This window comes from Mycobacterium sp. 4D054 (assembly GCF_052245755.1).
In the GTDB taxonomy this organism is placed as follows: Bacteria; Actinomycetota; Actinomycetes; order Mycobacteriales; family Mycobacteriaceae; genus Mycobacterium.
This window is the reverse complement of record NZ_JBQQCF010000046.1, coordinates 23741-42025: the sequence shown is the minus strand read 5'-3', so window position 1 is coordinate 42025 and position 18285 is coordinate 23741. Positions and strand designations below refer to the sequence as shown.

The following is an 18285-nucleotide window of genomic DNA, read 5'->3' as shown; positions in this document are numbered from 1 at the left end:
CTGGCCCAGCCGAAACAGCCGACGTCAGCACACATAAACGCTAAGCCTCGTGCCCCAGATTCAATGAGAAAGACACGCACTTACCCCAGATTCAATGAGAATGCCCCAGAATCAATGAGAACGGACACGAACCGCGCCGAGGTCCCCAGCCCAACTATTGTCATGGTTCGCGAGCACGATTACGTCACTGTGACGTATCGCCGTAATGGCGCGCGATGTAACCGATTTCGAGGTTACCGTCAGTTCCGACCAATGGCATTCGTGAATGCCTCATCGTGGTCGACATTCAACTCGCCCAACGGGTGTCGCGGATCCGCTTACACGGGCGGGGACGAACTCGCCGACAGCCACTGACTGCAGCACATTTGGCGTGCATTTCCAGCCTGCCAGGTACTCGGCCACAGCATGTCGAAACCATCCGAGATGCCCCTGGTCCGACCGGTTACGTCGACTCACCTCGATGCTCCATTCCCGCAACCCTGCTCGACGGCGACGGCCAATGCTTCGCCGGCCCGATTGAGCCACGTAACCGGGTCGGCAATGGCCATCTGCACGCCGCCGGCGAGGTCCGCCAGACATACAGCGTCACTGAACCCGCCCCGATTGTGCTGCTGCACCCGGTCGAGGGCTGTTTGGTCAGCCGAGCCGGCAACAAGCATGACCCGGCGACGGGTGGGAGCCGCTAGGCCGAGGATGTGGCCTACTGCTTTGCCTTGGAACGATTGATCATCGAATCGACCTTCGCCACAGACAATGATGTCGGCTCTGTCGATGGCATCCGGAAGACCCACGATATCCCCGAGGGCCGGCGCACCGGCTCGCAGCTCTGCCCCCCAGAGCTGCGCTAGTCCGTAGCCCGTGCCACCGGCTGCCCCCGTTCCGGGCTTGTCGGCTCCACCGCCGAGCAGTTGGACCCATCGGGACAGTCCGCGTTCCAGTTGCACCACCTCGTCCGGCGATGCTCCCTTTTGCGGACCGAATTGTCGCGCCGCTCCGTTGTTTCCCAGCAGCGGTGAGGCCACGTCGTACAGGCACGTCACACCTGCCGGCGGCGGGGCGACGATGCCGCCGGCCACTTGGGAGACCTCTGTCAGGGCCGCTCCGCCTCTCGGCACCGCCTCACCGCGGGCATTCAGGAGACGCGCACCGAGGGCTTCCAGCGCCCCAGCTCCACCGTCCGTGGCCGCTGATCCACCCAGTGGCACAAGGATTCGCCGCACACTCGGGTGATCCAGCGCGTGTCGGAGCAACTCACCCACCCCGTACGTCGAGGCCGTCAGCGCGGAGGCCGACCCTCGCTGCGGGAGGCCACACGCCGAGGCCACCTCCACCACCGCTGTCCCGGACGGTGTGAGCAGCCAGGAGCCCTCGACCATGGTGCCGTCCGGACCTTCGACCGGCGTCGAAAACCACTGCGAGCCAGGGTTCGCAGTTTCGATCACTGCGGCAGAACCTTCCCCGCCGTCGGCGGTCGGGAGGACCTCGAGGATGTCGCGTGGCCGGCGGCGCGACCAGCCGTTGGCTATCTCGACCCCCGCCGCCACCGAATCAATGCTTCCTTTGAAACTGTCAAGGGCGATCAACACCCTCATGGCAGAGGGGTTCACCGCGCCGGCGCACGCTCGACGAGCCCGCGGCCGATGACCCGCAGCGCGAGCGTCTCGTCGGCCCCCTCGAACAGCGCCAGCACCCGCGCGTCGAGGAAGTATCGCGACACCGGGTACTCCTCGGCATAGCCGTAGCCGCCGTGCAGTTGCTGCGCCTCCCGAGTCACCCACTCGGCGGAGCGGCAGGCCACCGACTTGACCATCGAGGCCTCGAGCTGGCCACCGCCTGCCGCCAACAAATCGGCCACATCGTAGGCGTAGGCCTGGCAGGCCGCCGCGTGGCAGGCCATCATGCCCAACTTCCATTGCGTCAGTTGGTAATCGAAGAGAAGGTGGCCGAACACCGCACGCTCGTGGCTGTAGCGGAATGCCGCACCCAGAGCTGCCTTCATCAGTCCGACGCCACGAGCCGCCGTCTGGGTCCGGCCGTTGGCGAACGCGTTCATCTGCAGGTAGAAGCCCCGCCCCAGTCCGTCGTCGCCGCCGATCAGGCAGTCCGCCGGCACCCGTAGGTCATCGAAACTGATCTCGAAACTGTGCATACCCCGGTAGCCGATGGTGGGGATTGCCTGCGCCTCGAGACGTCCGCCGTGTGGGCTGTCCCAGGTCCAGGCGTGACCGGTGAATGCGGGCTTCTCCACCACGAACAGCGACAAGCCTTTGTGCCGCTGTTCGGCAGTCCCCGTACGAGCCATCACGAGCAACAATTCGGCGCGGCCGCTGAATGTCGACCAGGTCTTGACCCCTTTGATCACGTAGTGGTCACCGTCGCGGATGGCGCGCACCGTGAGATTTGCTGCATCAGAACCGTATCCGGGCTCGGTGACCGCCACCGCAACCATCTTCTCGCCGGCTGCCACATCAGGCAGCCACCGTTTGGCCTGGGCGGGGTCTCCACCCTTCATCAACGCGGTGGCCAAAATCTCGGGGCGGGTCACAAACGGGCCCGCCAGTCCCATCGAGGCGCGGGTGATCTCCTCGGTGGCCACCAGCATGGCCAGCAGGTCGTCGTGGCTGTGGGCCGAGTCTCCCCCGGTAGCCGAACCGCCGTACTCCTCGGGGATGCCCATCCCGAAGAACCCCATGGCAGCCAGCTCGCCGATGATCGCATCGGGGATGTCCTGGTCGTGTCGGTGCAGCGCTTCCGCGAAGGGTTCGATCCGATCCCGGGCGAAATCGCGGAACACCGCGCGTGCGGTGTCCAGATCCTCCCCGATCGGCAGGTCACGATATCCCTGCGGTGGTAGCCCGGCGGCAATCGCGGTCAGCAGCCCGACGTCGCGGGCCTCCGCCAGCGCGCGGGCCGGGAACTCCACCCCGCCACCCCACAACGTGTGGCGCCCTGCAGACTTCGACAGCACCTCGCCGGCAACATATCCGGCGAAGCCCAGGGCCAACGCGTCACCGTTCGGCCCGGCGGTGCCGGCGGCGGCACGGCGGGCCAGCGATTCCCCGGCCCCCAGCAGGCACGCCACCAGTGCCACGTCGGCCAGGTCCACCTGGTGGGCGTCGAGCGCCTGCTGATCGACGCGGCCATCGGCGTTCCGGGTGCTGTCCGCCAGCGTGTCGACCGCGGTGCCGAGATGTCGCCTCGCGACCTCCAGCAGTACCTGAGCTGAGTCGATGCACTGAGACATAGGTCTGTCCTCCTCCTGTGATGGTTGATGCCGGCGTTCCTGGCTTGTGCCCCGCGTCACAGCGATGGTACCTTATTTCGAACCAGGTTCGTACATAGGAACAAATTGGAGGGGCGTACATGACCAAGAGCCGTGCCGCGGTTTTGCAGAAGTTCGAGACCGACGTCGAAGTCGCCATGTTCGATGTCCCAGAGCCCCAACCGATGTCGGCGATCGTCGACATCGCCTACGCGGGCATCTGCGGCACCGACCTCCATCTGCAGCGAGGAAAGCTGCCGATTCCGGTTCCCGTGGTGCTCGGCCACGAAGCCACGGGCTATATCAACACCCTCGGCGAGGGACTCACCCATGACGTGCTCGGCCAACCGCTGGCCCCGGGCGACGCGGTGTCGTGGCTGAACAACATCTCCTGCGGGCGTTGCAAGTACTGCCTGGTCGAGATGCAGCCCACGCTGTGCGTGGGTTCGCGCCGCATCTACGGCATCAACCAGTCGGCAGATGTTTTCCCCCACCTTTCCGGCGGCTGGGCCGATCAGATCTATCTCCAGCCCGGCACCGTCCTGGTGAAGCTGCCGTCCGGGGTGGAGCCGCGCGATGTCATCCCACTGGGCTGCGCGGGCCCGACCGCGGTGCACGGTGTTCTGGACGAGGTCACCATCGGGGTCGGCGACACAGTGGTGGTGCAGGGCAGCGGACCGGTCGGCGTCGCCGCGGCGATCTATGCCCGCCTCGTCGGCGCCAAGCGGATCATCATGCTCGGCGGGCCCGCCGCCCGGCTGGAACAGGCCGAAGCGCTGGGACTGGCCGACGACTACTTCGATGTCACCGACGGCAGTGATGCCGCCGAACGCGCCGAGGCCGTCCGCGCGCTGACCCCCGGCGGACTCGGTGCCGACGTGGTGCTCGAGTGTGCGGGTGTGCCCGCGGCGGTGGCCCAGGGCATCGACCTGTGCCGCCCGGGAGCCCAGTACAGCGTGATCGGCCAGTACACCGACAACGGCGCCACGCCGATCAATCCGCACTACATCACGCGAAAGCAGCTGCGGGTACATGGTTCCTGGGGGTTCTCGGCCCGGCACTACATCCGTTACGTGCAGCTCCTGCCTGCGGTCCTGGAACGGTTCGACGTCCGCAGCATCGCCACGGAGTACGCCCTGTCCGACGTCAACCGGGCTATGGCCGATGTCCGGGCCGGCTCCGTCATGAAGGCCGTCATCAACCCGGGACTGGACCGATGAGCAGCGCCCTGTTGTATCCCGAGGTGGACCCGCCCGACCCCGCGGTGCTCGCCTTATTCGACGGCCTGCCCACCGGCTGCGTCTCCGACGCGCGCGGACGCAGCGGGTGCGCCGTGGGATTGGTGCCGCTCTCTGGTGTCGATGACGCGACTCATGTCGTGGGTCCGGCCCACACCGTGCGATCCGAGCCCGGCGACAACGTCGTGGTGCACCGGGCCACCGATCTGGTCCGCCCCGGTGACATTCTGGTCGTCGACGCAGGCGGCGCGCTGGACCGCGCCATCGCAGGCGGACTGCTGCTGCGTTACGCCGCGACCAAGGGCGCGAAGGCGGTGGTGATCGACGGCGTGATCCGCGATCTGCCCGAGTTGCGCGACATCGACCTGCCGGTATACGCCAAAGGGGTTTGCCCGCACGGCCCGTGGAAGGACGGTTCGGGTGAGATTCGTGGCCGGATCACGGTGGGCGGCAGTGTGATTCATCAGGGCGATCTGATTGTCGCCGACCGCGACGGCGTGGTGGTGGTGCCGGTCGCCGACGCCGACCACATTGCGGCCGAGGCCCGCGCCATCGCTGCTCGCGAGGAGTCCTTCACCCACGACATCGACAACGGCCACTGGGTACGCCCCTGGGCCGACAAGCTTCACCTCGTTCCCGCCACTGACGCCGAAAGGATCGACGCATGACCACATCCATCGCCGAGCGGATCAAGACGCCGGCCAACTTCATCGACAACCGACCATCACCGGCCACCACCACCCACGAGTGCCGCAATCCCGCCGACCCTGACGACCTGGTAGGCCTGGTACCGGAAGCCACTGCCGCAGAGATTGATTCGGCCCTCAACGCCGCTGTGGCGGCCACGGTGCAGTGGCAGGCCACGCCCGCACCCGTGCGGGGCGACCTGATTCGTGAGTGGATGGCCCTCATCGCCTCGCACGCCGAGGAGTTGGCGTCGTTGATGACCCGCGAGATGGGCAAGCCGCTGGCCGAGTCGCGCGGCGAGCTGGGCCGTGCCCGCATGGAGGCCGAGTTCGCCGCCGCCGAAGGCACCCGGCTGTCCGGCGCCACCATTCCCAGTCGCACCCCCGGTCAGCTGATCTACACCGAGCTCGAACCGCTGGGTGTGGTGGCCGCGATCACGCCGTGGAACTTCCCCGCCGTGGCGCCGTTGCGCAAACTCGCCCCTGCCCTGGTCACCGGTAACACCGTGGTACTCAAGCCGGCTCTGGAGACGTCACTGACGGCACTGGCCCTGGCCGATCTGGCGCGTGAGGCCGGCATCCCCGCGGGCGTGCTCAATGTCGTGTGCGGTAACGGCGCCACGGTGGGCGACGCGCTGGTCAACGACCGCCGCGTCGACGCCGTGTCGTTCACCGGATCCACCGCCGTCGGCCGGTCCGTGAACCTGGCCGTGGCCGCCCGCCTCGGGCAGGTGCAGCTCGAACTCGGCGGCAAGAACGCCGCATTCGTCGAATCCGCCGACGACCTCGACGCCGTGATCGGCCACATCACCTCTGCCGCGGTGCAGGCGGCCGGTCAGCGGTGCACGTCCATCAGCCGGGTCATCGTCGCCGACGCCATCGCCGACCGGTTCGTCGAGGCCGTCAGCACAGTGTGGGACGGCCTGGTGGTCGGCGATCCCACCGACCCCGCCACCCAGGTGGGCCCGCTGGTGAGCCGCAACCAGTACGAGCGGGTCAGCGGCTACGTCGATCTGGGACTATCCGACGGTGCGGTGCGCACCTCGGCGGTCCGCCCCGTCCCCGACGGCCTCTACTATGCGCCGACGGTCCTGGACCAGGTGACTCCGCAGATGCGGGTGGCCCGCGAGGAGATCTTCGGTCCTGTGCTGACCGTGACCAGAGTCAGCGACGTCGACGAGGCCATCCACGTGGTCAACGACACTGATTTCGGTTTGGCCGCAGTCGTTTTCACGCGCGACATGTCGGTGGCGATGCGCTTCGCGCGTGAGGCCCGTGCCGGAATGGTGCACGTCAACCACGGGACGATCTCGCAACCGCACGTGCCGTTCGGAGGGGTGAAACAATCGGGGGTGGGCGCATTCTCGATCGGCTACACCAGTGCGGCCGCGTTCACCCAGACCAAGACCGTCTACCTCGCCCCGGGCCTGTGACGACGCGACCGGGCGGTCCTCCCAACAAAGGACAAGCCATGTCCCACACGGACACCACCTACGCGCCCGAACCACCGTCGAAGTTCCTGCCGCCGATGCCCTACAAGGACATCCCGGAGGCGCCCAAGCTGAAAAAGGTCATCGGACCGTCGATCATCATGACGGCGCTGGCCGTCAGTTCCGGCGAATACATCCTGTGGCCGTACATCACCTCCAAGGTCGGTCTGGTGATGCTGTGGGCAGCCATCGTGGGCGTCACCGTCCAGTACTTCCTCAACATGGAAATCGAGCGGTGGACGCTGGCCACCGGCGAGACGGCAATCGCCGGATTCGTCCGATTGTGGAAACCGTGGGGCGCCATCATGGCGGTCTGCGCGTTCATCTGTATCGTCTGGCCGGGCTGGGCCACCAGCGGTGCGGCCACCCTGGGTTTCGCCCTCGGTTATGAAGGCCGGACCGCCTCCTGGGTGGCGGTGATAGCGCTCATAGCCATGGCCATCACGTTGACCCTCTCCCCTGTCGTCTACAACACGGTGGAAAAGATCGAGACCTTCAAGGTGGTCGCGGTTGTCGCTTTTCTCATCGTCGCACTCACCACAGCCATCGGACCGCAGGCCTGGGGTGACCTGCACACTGCGGTCAGCGGTATCGGCACCGGCCTCGGCGCCATCCCGGAGGGTCTCAGCCCGGCCGTGGTGCTCGGCGCCATCGCCTTCGCCGGTGCGGGTGCGTTGTCGAATCTGGCGCAGAGCAACTGGATTCGAGACAAGGGCTTCGGCATGGGAGCGCACATCCCGCGTGTGGTCTCGCCGGTCACCGGTGAGGACGTGGCCGCGGCGGCCACCGGCAGCATGGTCCGCCAAGACGAGGAAAACCTGCGCCGCTTCCGTAGCTGGTGGCGAGTAGCCAACGTCGAACAGCTGATCTCGTTCTGGCTGTTGACAATCCTGTCCATCTTCGTTCTGTCGATGGTCGCCTACCAGACGGTGTTCAACCGCGAGGTCCCCGGGTCGGGCGATCTGGTCTTCATCCAGGGCATGGGTGAGGCGCTCAAGGAAACCGTCGGCGGCTGGTTCGGCACCCTGTTCTGGGTGGTTGGGGGCGGCGGGCTGCTGCTGACGGCCCTGGCCAACGTTGACTACCCCTGCCGCATCGTCGCCGACGTGCTGAAAACCGTGTACCTGAAAGACAACCCGCGGTGGTCAGAAAGCAAGATCTACGCGCTGTCGGTGTGGATCCTGGTGACCTGCGGATGCACGATCATCCTGGCGGGCTTCAACCAGCCGCTGGTGCTGTTGGTGGTCTCGGCCGCACTGAGCGGTGTGGTCATGTTCGTCTACACCATCCTGGTCATGGTGCTGAACCGGCGCGCGCTGCCGGTACCCATTCGGCTCGGCGGATTCCGGCTCGGCGTGATGATCTTCGCGGCTTGTTTCTACGGATATTTCTCCCTGCGCCTGGTCACGTACTACGGCGGCCAACTGTTCGGACTCTAGGAGGAACCGACATGATCAAACACCTGCTCGCCAACTTCACCGTCTTCGCCGTCATTTTCGCCGGCCTGCTGGGCATCGCCGGACTGGTCGATCTGCTGTGACGGCACCGCACGTCTTCGTCTCACGCCATCTGGGGGACCCCGCGATGGCCCGCCTGGCCGAAGGCCGGTTGCCGGTGCTGATCGGACCAGGCCCCCAGGCCACCCGGCCGCAGGTTCTCGACGCGGTGTCGGGCGCCGCAGCCGCGGTGACACTGCTGACCGACTCGGTGGATTCGGAGTTCTTCGACTCCGCCGGGCCGCAGCTTCAAGTGGTGGCCAACCTGGCCGTCGGTTTTGACAACGTGGATCTGGACGAGGCGGCCGCGCGCTCGGTGATCGTGACCAACACCCCCGACGTGCTCACCGAGTCCACCGCGGACCTGACGATGGGACTGCTGCTGGCCGTCGAACGCAGGATCGTCGAAGCAGATGCGTTTCTGCGTAGCGGACAACCGTGGCGCTGGGAACCGCGGTGGATGCTGGGCCGTGATCTCGCTGGCCTGCAACTCGGCGTCGTGGGTTACGGCCGCATCGGGCAGGCGGTCGCCCGCAGGGCAACGGCGTTCGGTATGAACGTCGTTGCACTGGAGGGCAAGTCAGCGGCTGCCGCGGGTGTCGCGACGATGGAACTGGATCAGCTGCTGGCTACATCGGATGTGGTCAGTCTGCACTGCCCGCTGACGCCCCAGACGCATCACCTGATCGGCGGCAGCGAACTGCGCGCCATGAAACGGGGTGCGGTGCTGATCAACACCTCTCGGGGTCCGTTGGTCGACGAGGCCGCGCTGGTCACAGCGCTGTCGGAGGGGCGCATCGCCGGCGCTGGGCTGGACGTGTACGAGTACGAGCCGGCCGTGACCGACGGACTGACCGCACTGCCCAACACGGTGCTGACGCCGCACCTCGGCAGTGCCGGTGTGCAGACACGCGACGCCATGGCGTTGCTGGCGGCGGACAACGTGCTGGCCGTGCTGGCCGGTGAGGCGCCGTTGACCCAGGTGACGGCGACATGAGCCGCGCGCCGGGTGACCATCGCGTCGGTCGCGGCGCGACGTTAGTCTCAATCCAGCTCACAGTATTGACGAGAGGCGGAATCGGTGGTCGGTCAGGACGGCACAGTCCGCTCGGTGGATCGGGTCATCTCGTTGTTCGAGCTCCTGGGCGAACGCAAGACCCCGCTGCGCCTGATGGAGATCGCACAGGCCCTCGACATCCCCAAGAGCACCGCACACGGCCTGCTCCAGACGCTGGTGGCCAGAGGGTTGGTGGTCAAAGACGAGACCACTCAGCGCTACCGGATGGGCATGCGTCTGTTTGCGCTGGCTGCAACGGCTTTGGAGGTGGGCGAACTCCGCGAACTGGCCCGTCCCATCATGGAGGAGCTGTCCCGACAGACGCAATCGACCTGCAACCTGGCGGTGCTCGACGGACACGACGTGATGTACCTCGAGAAGGTCGAGGACCCGAGCAGCCCGGTGAGGGTGATCACGCACGTCGGAACCAGGCTGCCCGCGCATGCGACATCACTGGGGAAGGCACTGGTGGCCGGGCTTCCGGCGGCGTATCGCAGCCAGTGGCTGGCCGAGCACGATTTCGTGGCCGTCACGACCGACACCATCACCGATGCTGCGGCTTTCGAAGCTGCCATGGACGAGGCCAACCGCACCGGGTGGGCCACCGATCGCCACGAGTTCCATCCGGCGATCTGGGGTGTCGCGGCCCCGATCCTCAACGCCAAGGGCGAACCGGTCGCTGCACTGAGTCTGACCAATCTCGATCCCAACGCCGACCTGGCCGAACTCGGCGCCCAGGTTCGCACTGCGGCACAAGGAATTTCGGCAGCGCTCCATCCGACCGGCTAGTTCGACGGGACGCTGCCTCCGCACATATTCGATGGAAGAGGCAATGACGTCCCCAGAACCAACGCAACCCCTGTCCGGGCTTGTCGTCCTGGATCTCAGCCACCTGGCCGCGGGACCGTGGTGCACGATGGTGCTCGCCGATCTGGGCGCCGACGTCATCAAGGTGGAACGACCACCGAAGGGCGACATGTCCCGCGATGCCGGGGCGGTGTACGCCGGTGAGCGCAGCGCGGTGTTCTTGGCGCTCAACCGCAACAAGCGCAGCATCGCGCTCGACCTGAAATCCGACGAGGGACGGGCGGCACTGCACCGGCTGGCCGCCCGCGCCGACGTCGTGGTCGAGAACCTGCGCCCGGGCAAGGCCGATGAACTCGGTGCCGGATACGACACCCTCTCGGCGATCAACCCGCGACTGGTGTACGCCTCCATCTCCGCGTTCGGCGAGTCCGGTCCCGGCTTGGAGCTGCCCGGCAACGACCCGATCATCCAGGCGATGTCGGGCGCCATGGCCATCACGGGCGCCGAGAACGGGCCGCCCGCACGCCAGGGAGTCAGTGTCCCGGACTTCGGGGCCGGCATGATGGCCGGTTACGCCATCATGGCGGCCCTGCACGGCCGGGAACGCACCGGCCGGGGCTGCCGGGTCTCGCTGAACCTGCTCGATGTCGAGGTCTTCGCGCTGGGGCCCCGCGCTCAGGAGTACCTGATCAACGGCGAGGAACAACCCCGCCTGGGCAGCGCGCACCCGCAGTTCGCGCCGTACCAGGCCTTCGAGTGCGCCGACGGCAAGTGGTTCTACCTCTCGGTCATCAACGACAAGTTCTGGCGCCTGCTGTGCACCGCACTGGAGCGCGACGATCTGGCCGAGGACAGCCGGTTCGTCACCAATCGTGACCGGGTGGCCAACCGCCCGGAGTTGATCGCCGTCCTCAATCCCCTGTTCGCCGCCGCCGACCGCGACCTGTGGCTCGAGCGGCTACAGCGCGCCGGAGTGCCCGTGGGGCCGGTGAACTCACTGGGCGAGGCACTCACCGACCCCCAGGTGGTGCACAACCAACTGATCAGCACACTTGCGGCCGGCCCCGACGGGCCCGCGGTGCCGACCGTGGGTCTGCCGATGCGATTCGACGGAGAACGGCCGGACGTCCGACGCACCGCGCCCGCACTCGGTCAACACAACGAAGAAATCCTGACCTGGCTGGAGGAGTCGTAGAGATGACCACCCTGGTAACCCCGCAAACCGCCGCCGAACTCGCACTGGCCGCCGCGCGCCGAGGTGCCGAGCCGGTGCTCGACATGTTGCGCGAGCCGGGTGCGGTCCCCCGGTTCACCTACGACACCGGAGGCTATCTGCGCCAGTCGGAGTATCTGCCCGACACCTGGCGGGAGTTCCAGTGGACCGGTTTCCTGGCCGGCCGGTTGTGGTTGCTCGCCGACCATTTCGGCGATGACGAGATACGTTCGGCGGCCTCGACGCTCGCGAACATCGTGGGGCGGACGCTGTCGGAGCGGCCGCCGCGCTTCTCCGCAGCAGGCAGCGACCTGTTCTACGCGGTGTGTCTGGGCGCCCGCCTGACCGGGGACTCGCAGCTGGCCGAACTGGGGCTGCGGGCGGTGCGCCAGTACGCACGCAACTTCGACGAGCATCTCGGGGTTTTCCTGCAGGTTGCCGGCGTCAATCGTGCGGTCATCGACACCGGACTGAACCTGTTGCCGTTCTACTGGGCCTACCCGCAGGATCCTGAGGTCACCGAGTACGCGCTGCGACACACCCGGCGACTACTCGACTGCGGCATCATCCGCGAGGACGGATCAACCTACCAGGCAATAGAATTCGATCTCGAGACGGCGACCGTGCGCAAGCGGTTCAACATGCAGGCGCTCAACGACACCACAACCTGGGCACGCGGTCAGTCCTGGGCCATGCACGGTCATGTCAATGCCTACGAGGCCACCGGCGATCAGCGGTTCCTGGACGTCGCCAGGGCGGCTTCGCGGTGGTACGTCGACCACCTACCCGCAGGACACGTGCCGTTCTATGACTTCGGCGACCCCGCCGCCCCGGACATCCCACAGGACTCCTGCAGCGCCTCCATCGCAGCCAACGCCTTGTTGCGGCTGGCCGAGCTGGATGCCGAGTCTGCGACGTGGGCACGGCAGGCCGGCCAAGACATCGCCGAGGCGCTGTTCACTCGCCATATGACCACGGGTGGGGTGGTGCTGCACAGCAGCTGGGGCCGACTGCCCGAGGACAAGGCCGGCGCCGGCTTCTCCCGCTTCCCGCAGGAGGACGTCATGCCCTACGGGAACTACTGGACGGTGGAAGCAGCGTGGCGGCTGTGCCACCCCGATTGGACCCCGTTGTCACTGGCCCCACTGTCGTCATGACGGCGCCACTGGCTGGTCTGCGGATCCTGGACTTCACCCACTTCGTGGCCGGGCCGTGGTGCACCATGCTGATGGCTGATCTGGGCGCCGACGTCATCAAGGTGGAACCGACGGGACGCGGCGAGATCAGCCGCTCCATGGGCAATGTGTATTCCGAGGAAGACAGTGCCATCTTTCTCGGGTTCAACCGGGGCAAGCGCAGCGTCGAACTCGATCTCAAAACCCCGCGAGGCCGAGAGATCGTCGCCCGGCTGGTGACGAACTGCGATGTCGTGATACACAACTTCCGGCCGGATGCTGCGACGCGGCTCGGCCTCGACGCCGAGACCGTGACGCGGCACAATCCAGCGTTAATCCATTGTGCGGTAAGCGCATTCGGGGAGTCGGGCCCGCTGTCCACTGCGCCGGGAAACGATCCGCTGATCCAGGGCATCAGCGGGGCGATGCTGGCCACCGATCCGGATCGCCCCGTCCGGCTCGGAGTCAGCCTGCCTGACTTCGCCGGCGGCATACTCGCCGGGATCGCGGTGCTCGCCGCCGTCCGGCGGCGCAGGCTTACCGGATCCGGAAGCGTGATCACGCTCAATCTCCTCGATGCGCAACTGTATGCACAGACCGACCTGATCGCCGGGGCGGATCACCACGCCGGCGGCCAGGTACTCCAGTGTCCGGACGGTGCGGTGTGGGTGGACGAGCCGTGCGCGCACAGCGGCCCATACCTGCCTACAGATGGCGTCGAGTCGGTGCTGGCCGTCGCCGCCGCCCGCGGTGTCGCCGCCGTGCGCGTCGCCGGACTGGGCGACGTCCTGCCCGGCCCGACGGGACGACTACTCACCCTGACCAAGAACCGGTCCCGCTCCACCACCCTGGTACGCACCCCATTGCAGTTCGACCCCGCGGTGACCGAACCGGACCGGCATCCGCCGACGTTAGGTGAACACACCCGGGAGGTGTTGTCCGAGTTCGGGTTCAGCGAGTCGGAGATCGCCAGCTTGGGTTAAGGGGTCTTGGCCACACCGGACATGTGCAGACCGACGCGCTTGCCCGACAATTCGTCGACCAACGACTCCAGCACCGGACCGGCGACGGCGCCCAACTGGCGGTTCGCGACCTCGCCATGCCGAATCAACCTCGGACCCACTGCATTATCGAAGAGACCGTCACATAGAGCACAGCGCGTCACTTCTCCAGCTGAGACACCATTGATATGTTCGGCGTCAGGCCGCGCTCAACTCGGGGGCGCGAGCAGCCAAATCCTGCTTGCGCGCATCGCGTTCAGATTCGACCCCAACCGCGCTGACGAGTTCCAGGGTCCGCTCGACCGACGTAGGCATCGAGTCGTCCGGTACGCCGTGGCGACGCCGGTATGCCGCACCGCCGAGGGTGAGCACGGCCGCAACGGTGATACCAGTGACAACCAGTCCGGTCCGAGTCCCTAGTGCCTCGAGGATCAGCCCAAGTACGGGCGGGCCGGCCAGCCCCCAGCCGGTACTGGCCGTTCGCCAAGCCCCCAGCACTCGACCGCGAAGGTGCCGCGGCGGGACGGTCTGAAGCATGGTGGCTGCGGTCGTCGCCGCCGCGGCTTCAGCCGCCGCCATGGGGATCACCACGGCGATCAGGATCAGGACCAGAGGCGAGAGCCCACCGAGCACCTGAAGAAGGGCCGCGGCAGTGAACAGCAATACGACCGTCCGCAACTGCGGCGCCTGCGACCGCCAGCCATGATCGAGCCCGCGATCCCCCCGATCGCCAGCGCGGAGGCCACGACGCCGTACATGGTGCCAGTGGCACCGAGCGGTCCCGTCACAAGGTCAGCCATGCTCAACGAGTAGTTGCGGCCGAACAGGCTGGTGAACGCCCCGATTGCCACGAGAGCGAGCAGCACGCGGTTCTTCGCGAGGTACGACAACCCATCTCGGCGACCTCCATGCTCGGGAACTTCCTCGTCGTCGCCACCAGGCTCGTGGACCAGTTTGAGGAACGGAATGGTGAGCGCGACGAGGAGGAACGACAGCCCGTTGGCCGCGTAGGCGACCGACACCCCCATCGAGGCGACGAGCGCACCCGCGGCCGTGCCGGCCAGTCGGCCGACGTTGCCGACGACCGATCCGATGGCGATCGCCGACGGCACGTCGCGTCGCGGCACGAGGTCGTTGCCGAGCAGGGTGCAGGCGGGACCATCGACGGTCGCCACGAGGCCGGTCATCAGGCCGAGCGCCATCAACAGCGGAACATTCAACATGTCGGTCGCGGCGAGCGCAGCGGTGATGAAGGCGATCACCGCCATCACAACCTGGCCCAACCCGCCGGTCAGGCGCCGTGGCCAGCGATCAACCAGCGCGCCGCCGGAAACACCGAGCAGCAGACCCGGCAGGGCCTGAATCGACAAGGAGAGGCCGGTCACCGCGACGGACCCTGTGAGCTGCAGGATCAGGAGGTTCTGCGCGACCATCTGCATCCAGGCGCCGGCGTTGCTGACAGTGTTGGCGATCACCCACAGCCGCATGCTGGAACTGCGCAAGGCGCGCCACGGGCTTGCTGGTGGGCTATCGGAAAGGGGTGTTGTCGGGACCGAGGGGCGTCGTTTGAAGACGCGCAGAAGCATCAAGAAACTCACTGGTCAAGTAGTCGATTACACAGAAGCGCGACCAGGACGGGCTTGGCAATACGCTTGCCCAGCACCCTTCCCAGTCACACGGTTAGCTTGTGTAAAACAGCGCTTCGCCGGCAGATTCCCATGTCTCCTGCGGCGGCGCACGGCCTTCAAGCACCAGATGGCCAGCCGCACCCGGCCGCGTGCTCGGATACGGCCGCCTCGCCGCGCGCGACGAGCTGTATTGGCTGTTCGCCTACGCCTCTTTCGCCCCGATCAGAGCTTCAGAGATCACGCCGGTCGCCTTCTTCAGGGCGGGAACAGCGCGGGCGATCAGATCTTTGCCCATACGTCCCAAGGGGCCGGAGATGCCGATTGCCATCGGAGTCGGAGCACCCGGCACTGCCATCGCGACAGAACGAACACCGATCTCGAACTCCTCATCATCAATCGCAAAGCCGTCGGCGCGCACGCGCTCGACGTTCGCAAACACCGCAGAAAGGGTCGACGCACTGTTCTTCGTAGGTGCCGGAAGTCCGGACTGCGTCACCAGTTTCAGAATGCGCGCGTCCTCCAATTCGGCCAGCACGGCCTTGCCCACACCGGATGTGTGCAGACCGACGCGCTTGCCGACCTCATTGTTCGTCCGCGCCATATGCCTAGACCGGACCTGCCCGGTGTAGATCACCATGTCACCGTCGAGCACCGCGAGACTCGCCGTCTCCGACAATTCGTCGACCAACGACTCCAACACCGGACCGGCGACGGCGCCCAACTGGCGGTTCGCGACTTCGCCAAGCCGAATCAACCGCGGGCCCAACGCGTAGCGACGATTGGGCAGTTGACGCACGTAGCCAAGGCCGACCAGTGTGCGCAGCAGACGGTGGATCGTCGGCGGCGGCAACGGGGATTCCGCGGACAACTCCGTCAGTGAGCACTCCCCTCCCGCACGTCCGATCAACTCCATCAGTTCGAATGCGCGCCCGACCGACTGCACACCGCCTGATTTCTCCGCCATACATTTACTCCCGGCCGCCGAATGTGCATTCCATTCAACATGGCCAGAATTCATTCCACAATATGGAACTTTCATGGGGCTGGATAACCCTGCGTGTACTTATCGCAGCATGCGAACTAAACTCCACAATGTGGAATTTCATCTCCACCCCCGGATAGGGGGCCACACGTGACGCGATGCCTCGACGATGCGGTGCTGACCGATATCGACCGTCGCCTCGCGGCCGCCGATGCCCAACGGATGGCTCGATACCCCGGCGATGACGGCCGCCGGCAGCCGGTGCACACCGTCTACATCCCGGGCAACCGGTACTCGGCGACGATGCCGGCCGAGTGGGGATCCGCCGCTCTCGCCGCCGCACGCGACGCGGGCGGCCTCGACGCCGTGGCCGCGCTCGTCGGTGCGAGCGACGGATGCGACTGCGCGCCAGAGACTCTCGCATCCCTGGTCGAGAACAAGCTGAGCACCGAGCCGATCGAAGACCTCCGCATCGACTTCGAGGACGGGTACGGCACCTTCGACGATGCGACCGAGGATGCCGATGTCGCGCGAGCGGTCGCCGCACTGCGCAGCGCGCTCGACGCCGGCACTTCGACGCCGTTCGTCGGTACGCGCTTCAAGTGCATGGAAGCAGGCACCCGCGCACGCGGACTGCGCACGCTCGACATGTTCGTCAGCGGGCTCGTCGACTCCGGTGGCCTCCCCGACGGTCTCACCCTCACCCTTCCCAAGGTGACCTCCGTCGACCAGGTCGAGGCCATGGTCGCGGTCGCCGAAGCCCTCGAAGCCGCCAACCGGATACCACAAGGCCGGATCCGCTTCGAGGTGCAGGTCGAGACACCGCAGGCGATCCTGGGCGCCGACGGCCGCGCACCGGTTGCCCAGTTCATCCATGCCGGCCAGGGCCGCGTCAGCTCGCTGCACTACGGGACCTACGACTACTCGGCGTCCCTCGGTATCGCGGCCGCCTACCAGTCGATGGAGCATCCGGCGGCCGATCACGCCAAGAACGTCATGCAACTCGCCGTCGCGGGCACCGGTGTGCACATGTCCGACGGCTCGACCAACATCCTGCCGGTCGGTGACCCCGACAACGTCGCCACGGCGTGGAAATTGCACGCCCGACTGGTCCGCCGCCACCTGGAGCGCGGCATCTACCAGGGCTGGGACATGCACCCCGCCCAGCTCGTCACCCGGTACCTGGCGACCTACGCCTTCTACCGTGGCGCCTTCGCACCCGCAGCCACGCGCCTGCGCAACTACGTCCACCAGCTCGACTCCACCGTGATGGACGAGCCGGCCACCGCGCGCGCGCTCGCCAACGTGATCCATCGTGGCAGCGTGTGCGGCGCCCTGACCGTCGACGAGATCGAGACGGCCACCGATCTTCCCCTGACCACCGTGCGCGACATCGCGCTCGGCCGCCCAACCAGGAGCAACCAGTGACGAAAGCCCCGTACTACACGCCCCGCGGCGGCCTGCCTCCGCAGACCGACCTACTCACCGACCGCGCCATCGTTACCGAGGCCTACACGGTGATCCCGCGCGGTGTCCTCTCCGACATCGTCACCTCGGTGTTCCCCGAGTGGAGCGATACGCGCGCATGGATCCTCAACCGACCGGTCGCCGGGGGTGCGACGACGTACTTCCAGGCGATCGTCGAGGTCAAGCCGGGCGGCGGGGCGCAGCGACCCGAGCCGCAACCCGAGGTGCAGAGTTTCCTGTTCGTCACTTCCGGGGCACTCAGCGTGGACGCAGCGGGCCAGTCGCAGACCCTCACCGAGGGCGGCTTCGCCTACCTTCCGGCGGGCACCGACTGGTCGGCCCACAACAACGGCGACGCCGACGCGACGTTCGTGTGGATCCGCAAGCGCTACGAGGCCATCGAGGGCCACACCGCATCGGTGAAATTCGGCAACGAGCAGGACATTGCACCGTCAGCGATGCCGGGGACCGACGGCAAATGGCGCACGACGCGCATGCTCGACCCCCAGGACCTTGCGTACGACATGCACGTCAACATCGTCACGTTCGAGCCCGGCGCCACCATTCCGTTCGCCGAAACCCACGTGATGGAACACGGCTTGCTGATGCTCGAAGGCAAGGCCGTCTATCACCTCAACGGCGACTGGGTGGAAGTTCAGGAAGGTGACTTCCTGGCGCTGCGCGCGTTCTGCCCGCAGGCGTGCTACGCGGGCGGACCGTCGAACTTCCGCTACCTGCTGTACAAGGACGTCAACCGCCAGATCATGCTCTGAGGCGATTCGG

Annotated in this window: 16 protein-coding genes and 1 pseudogene; 11 read left to right on the top strand and 6 right to left on the bottom strand. The window is 66.7% G+C overall.

The genetic code is table 11. The annotated features are described in order from the left end of the window. Positions 1-452 precede the first annotated feature (452 nt). Both ACTWP6_RS24710 and ACTWP6_RS24705 read right to left on the bottom strand, forming a co-directional pair. On the bottom strand, positions 453-1583 hold the full coding sequence (locus tag ACTWP6_RS24710) for a glycerate kinase family protein (protein ID WP_443189051.1): 1131 nt from the start codon (positions 1581-1583) through the stop codon (positions 453-455). A gap of 20 nt (positions 1584-1603) precedes the next feature. After that, positions 1604-3244 (bottom strand): acyl-CoA dehydrogenase family protein, encoded by a 1641-nt coding sequence (locus ACTWP6_RS24705; protein WP_260753088.1) that lies wholly within the window; start codon positions 3242-3244, stop codon positions 1604-1606. A 119-nt stretch (positions 3245-3363) separates the two neighbouring features. On the opposite strand from ACTWP6_RS24705, the gene ACTWP6_RS24700 reads away from it, so the two are divergent. The 9 genes from ACTWP6_RS24700 (at position 3364) to ACTWP6_RS24660 (ending at position 13407) form a co-directional block, all read left to right on the top strand. Then, positions 3364-4482 (top strand): zinc-binding dehydrogenase, encoded by a 1119-nt coding sequence (locus ACTWP6_RS24700; RefSeq protein ID WP_260753093.1) that lies wholly within the window; start codon positions 3364-3366, stop codon positions 4480-4482. Beyond that, the gene (locus ACTWP6_RS24695) at positions 4479-5168 is read left to right on the top strand and encodes a hypothetical protein (RefSeq protein WP_443189050.1); all 690 of its coding nucleotides are present in this window, start codon (positions 4479-4481) and stop codon (positions 5166-5168) included. The genes ACTWP6_RS24700 and ACTWP6_RS24695 overlap by 4 nt, the downstream gene beginning before the upstream one ends. Next, positions 5165-6619, top strand: a complete 1455-nt coding sequence (locus ACTWP6_RS24690; RefSeq protein ID WP_443189049.1) for an aldehyde dehydrogenase family protein — start codon at positions 5165-5167, stop codon at positions 6617-6619. Before ACTWP6_RS24695 ends, ACTWP6_RS24690 begins: the two co-directional genes overlap by 4 nt. Positions 6620-6657: 38 nt before the next feature. Further along, positions 6658-8115, top strand: coding sequence for an Nramp family divalent metal transporter (locus tag ACTWP6_RS24685; protein WP_443189048.1), 1458 nt, complete (start codon positions 6658-6660; stop codon positions 8113-8115). A gap of 97 nt (positions 8116-8212) precedes the next feature. After that, positions 8213-9169 (top strand): 2-hydroxyacid dehydrogenase, encoded by a 957-nt coding sequence (locus ACTWP6_RS24680; RefSeq protein ID WP_443189047.1) that lies wholly within the window; start codon positions 8213-8215, stop codon positions 9167-9169. A 114-nt stretch (positions 9170-9283) separates the two neighbouring features. Next, positions 9284-10018 (top strand): IclR family transcriptional regulator, encoded by a 735-nt coding sequence (locus ACTWP6_RS24675; RefSeq protein ID WP_260753103.1) that lies wholly within the window; start codon positions 9284-9286, stop codon positions 10016-10018. Positions 10019-10061: 43 nt separating this feature from the next. Next, complete coding sequence (locus ACTWP6_RS24670) at positions 10062-11231, top strand: CaiB/BaiF CoA transferase family protein (RefSeq protein WP_260753104.1); 1170 nt, start codon at positions 10062-10064, stop codon at positions 11229-11231. 2 nt (positions 11232-11233) lie between these two features. Further along, positions 11234-12406 (top strand): hypothetical protein, encoded by a 1173-nt coding sequence (locus ACTWP6_RS24665; RefSeq protein ID WP_443189046.1) that lies wholly within the window; start codon positions 11234-11236, stop codon positions 12404-12406. Then, positions 12403-13407, top strand: a complete 1005-nt coding sequence (locus ACTWP6_RS24660) for a CaiB/BaiF CoA transferase family protein (RefSeq protein ID WP_443189045.1) — start codon at positions 12403-12405, stop codon at positions 13405-13407. The genes ACTWP6_RS24665 and ACTWP6_RS24660 overlap by 4 nt, the downstream gene beginning before the upstream one ends. A 5-nt stretch (positions 13408-13412) precedes the next feature. Here the strand turns inward: ACTWP6_RS24660 and ACTWP6_RS24655 are convergent. From ACTWP6_RS24655 to ACTWP6_RS24640, 4 genes and pseudogenes are all read right to left on the bottom strand, one after another. Beyond that, positions 13413-13550 (bottom strand): annotated as a pseudogene (locus ACTWP6_RS24655) (IclR family transcriptional regulator); the annotation flags it as partial. Positions 13551-13623: 73 nt separating this feature from the next. Continuing rightward, the gene (locus tag ACTWP6_RS24650) at positions 13624-14058 is read right to left on the bottom strand and encodes a hypothetical protein (protein WP_443189044.1); all 435 of its coding nucleotides are present in this window, start codon (positions 14056-14058) and stop codon (positions 13624-13626) included. After that, positions 14028-15011, bottom strand: a complete 984-nt coding sequence (locus ACTWP6_RS24645) for an MFS transporter (RefSeq protein ID WP_443189043.1) — start codon at positions 15009-15011, stop codon at positions 14028-14030. Before ACTWP6_RS24645 ends, ACTWP6_RS24650 begins: the two co-directional genes overlap by 31 nt. A 244-nt stretch (positions 15012-15255) precedes the next feature. After that, positions 15256-16017, bottom strand: coding sequence for an IclR family transcriptional regulator (locus ACTWP6_RS24640; RefSeq protein WP_443189042.1), 762 nt, complete (start codon positions 16015-16017; stop codon positions 15256-15258). A gap of 168 nt (positions 16018-16185) precedes the next feature. Between ACTWP6_RS24640 and ACTWP6_RS24635 the strand changes: the two genes are divergently transcribed. Next, positions 16186-17463 (top strand): DUF6986 family protein, encoded by a 1278-nt coding sequence (locus ACTWP6_RS24635; RefSeq protein WP_443189041.1) that lies wholly within the window; start codon positions 16186-16188, stop codon positions 17461-17463. After that, complete coding sequence (locus tag ACTWP6_RS24630) at positions 17460-18275, top strand: bifunctional allantoicase/(S)-ureidoglycine aminohydrolase (protein ID WP_443189040.1); 816 nt, start codon at positions 17460-17462, stop codon at positions 18273-18275. The genes ACTWP6_RS24635 and ACTWP6_RS24630 overlap by 4 nt, the downstream gene beginning before the upstream one ends. Positions 18276-18285 lie beyond the last annotated feature (10 nt).

What these genes read in the sequence shown, in the direction of transcription:
- ACTWP6_RS24690 (WP_443189049.1), top strand. Translation starts at nt 5,165, where the DNA reads ATGACCACATCCATCGCCGAGCGGATCAAGACGCCGGCCAACTTCATC.
- ACTWP6_RS24670 (WP_260753104.1), top strand. Translation starts at nt 10,062, where the DNA reads ATGACGTCCCCAGAACCAACGCAACCCCTGTCCGGGCTTGTCGTCCTG.
- ACTWP6_RS24665 (WP_443189046.1), top strand. Translation starts at nt 11,234, where the DNA reads ATGACCACCCTGGTAACCCCGCAAACCGCCGCCGAACTCGCACTGGCC.
- ACTWP6_RS24640 (WP_443189042.1), bottom strand. Translation starts at nt 16,017, where the DNA reads ATGGCGGAGAAATCAGGCGGTGTGCAGTCGGTCGGGCGCGCATTCGAA.
- ACTWP6_RS24695 (WP_443189050.1), top strand. Translation starts at nt 4,479, where the DNA reads ATGAGCAGCGCCCTGTTGTATCCCGAGGTGGACCCGCCCGACCCCGCG.
- ACTWP6_RS24705 (WP_260753088.1), bottom strand. Translation starts at nt 3,244, where the DNA reads ATGTCTCAGTGCATCGACTCAGCTCAGGTACTGCTGGAGGTCGCGAGG.
- ACTWP6_RS24645 (WP_443189043.1), bottom strand. Translation starts at nt 15,011, where the DNA reads ATGCTTCTGCGCGTCTTCAAACGACGCCCCTCGGTCCCGACAACACCC.
- ACTWP6_RS24660 (WP_443189045.1), top strand. Translation starts at nt 12,403, where the DNA reads ATGACGGCGCCACTGGCTGGTCTGCGGATCCTGGACTTCACCCACTTC.
- ACTWP6_RS24700 (WP_260753093.1), top strand. Translation starts at nt 3,364, where the DNA reads ATGACCAAGAGCCGTGCCGCGGTTTTGCAGAAGTTCGAGACCGACGTC.
- ACTWP6_RS24685 (WP_443189048.1), top strand. Translation starts at nt 6,658, where the DNA reads ATGTCCCACACGGACACCACCTACGCGCCCGAACCACCGTCGAAGTTC.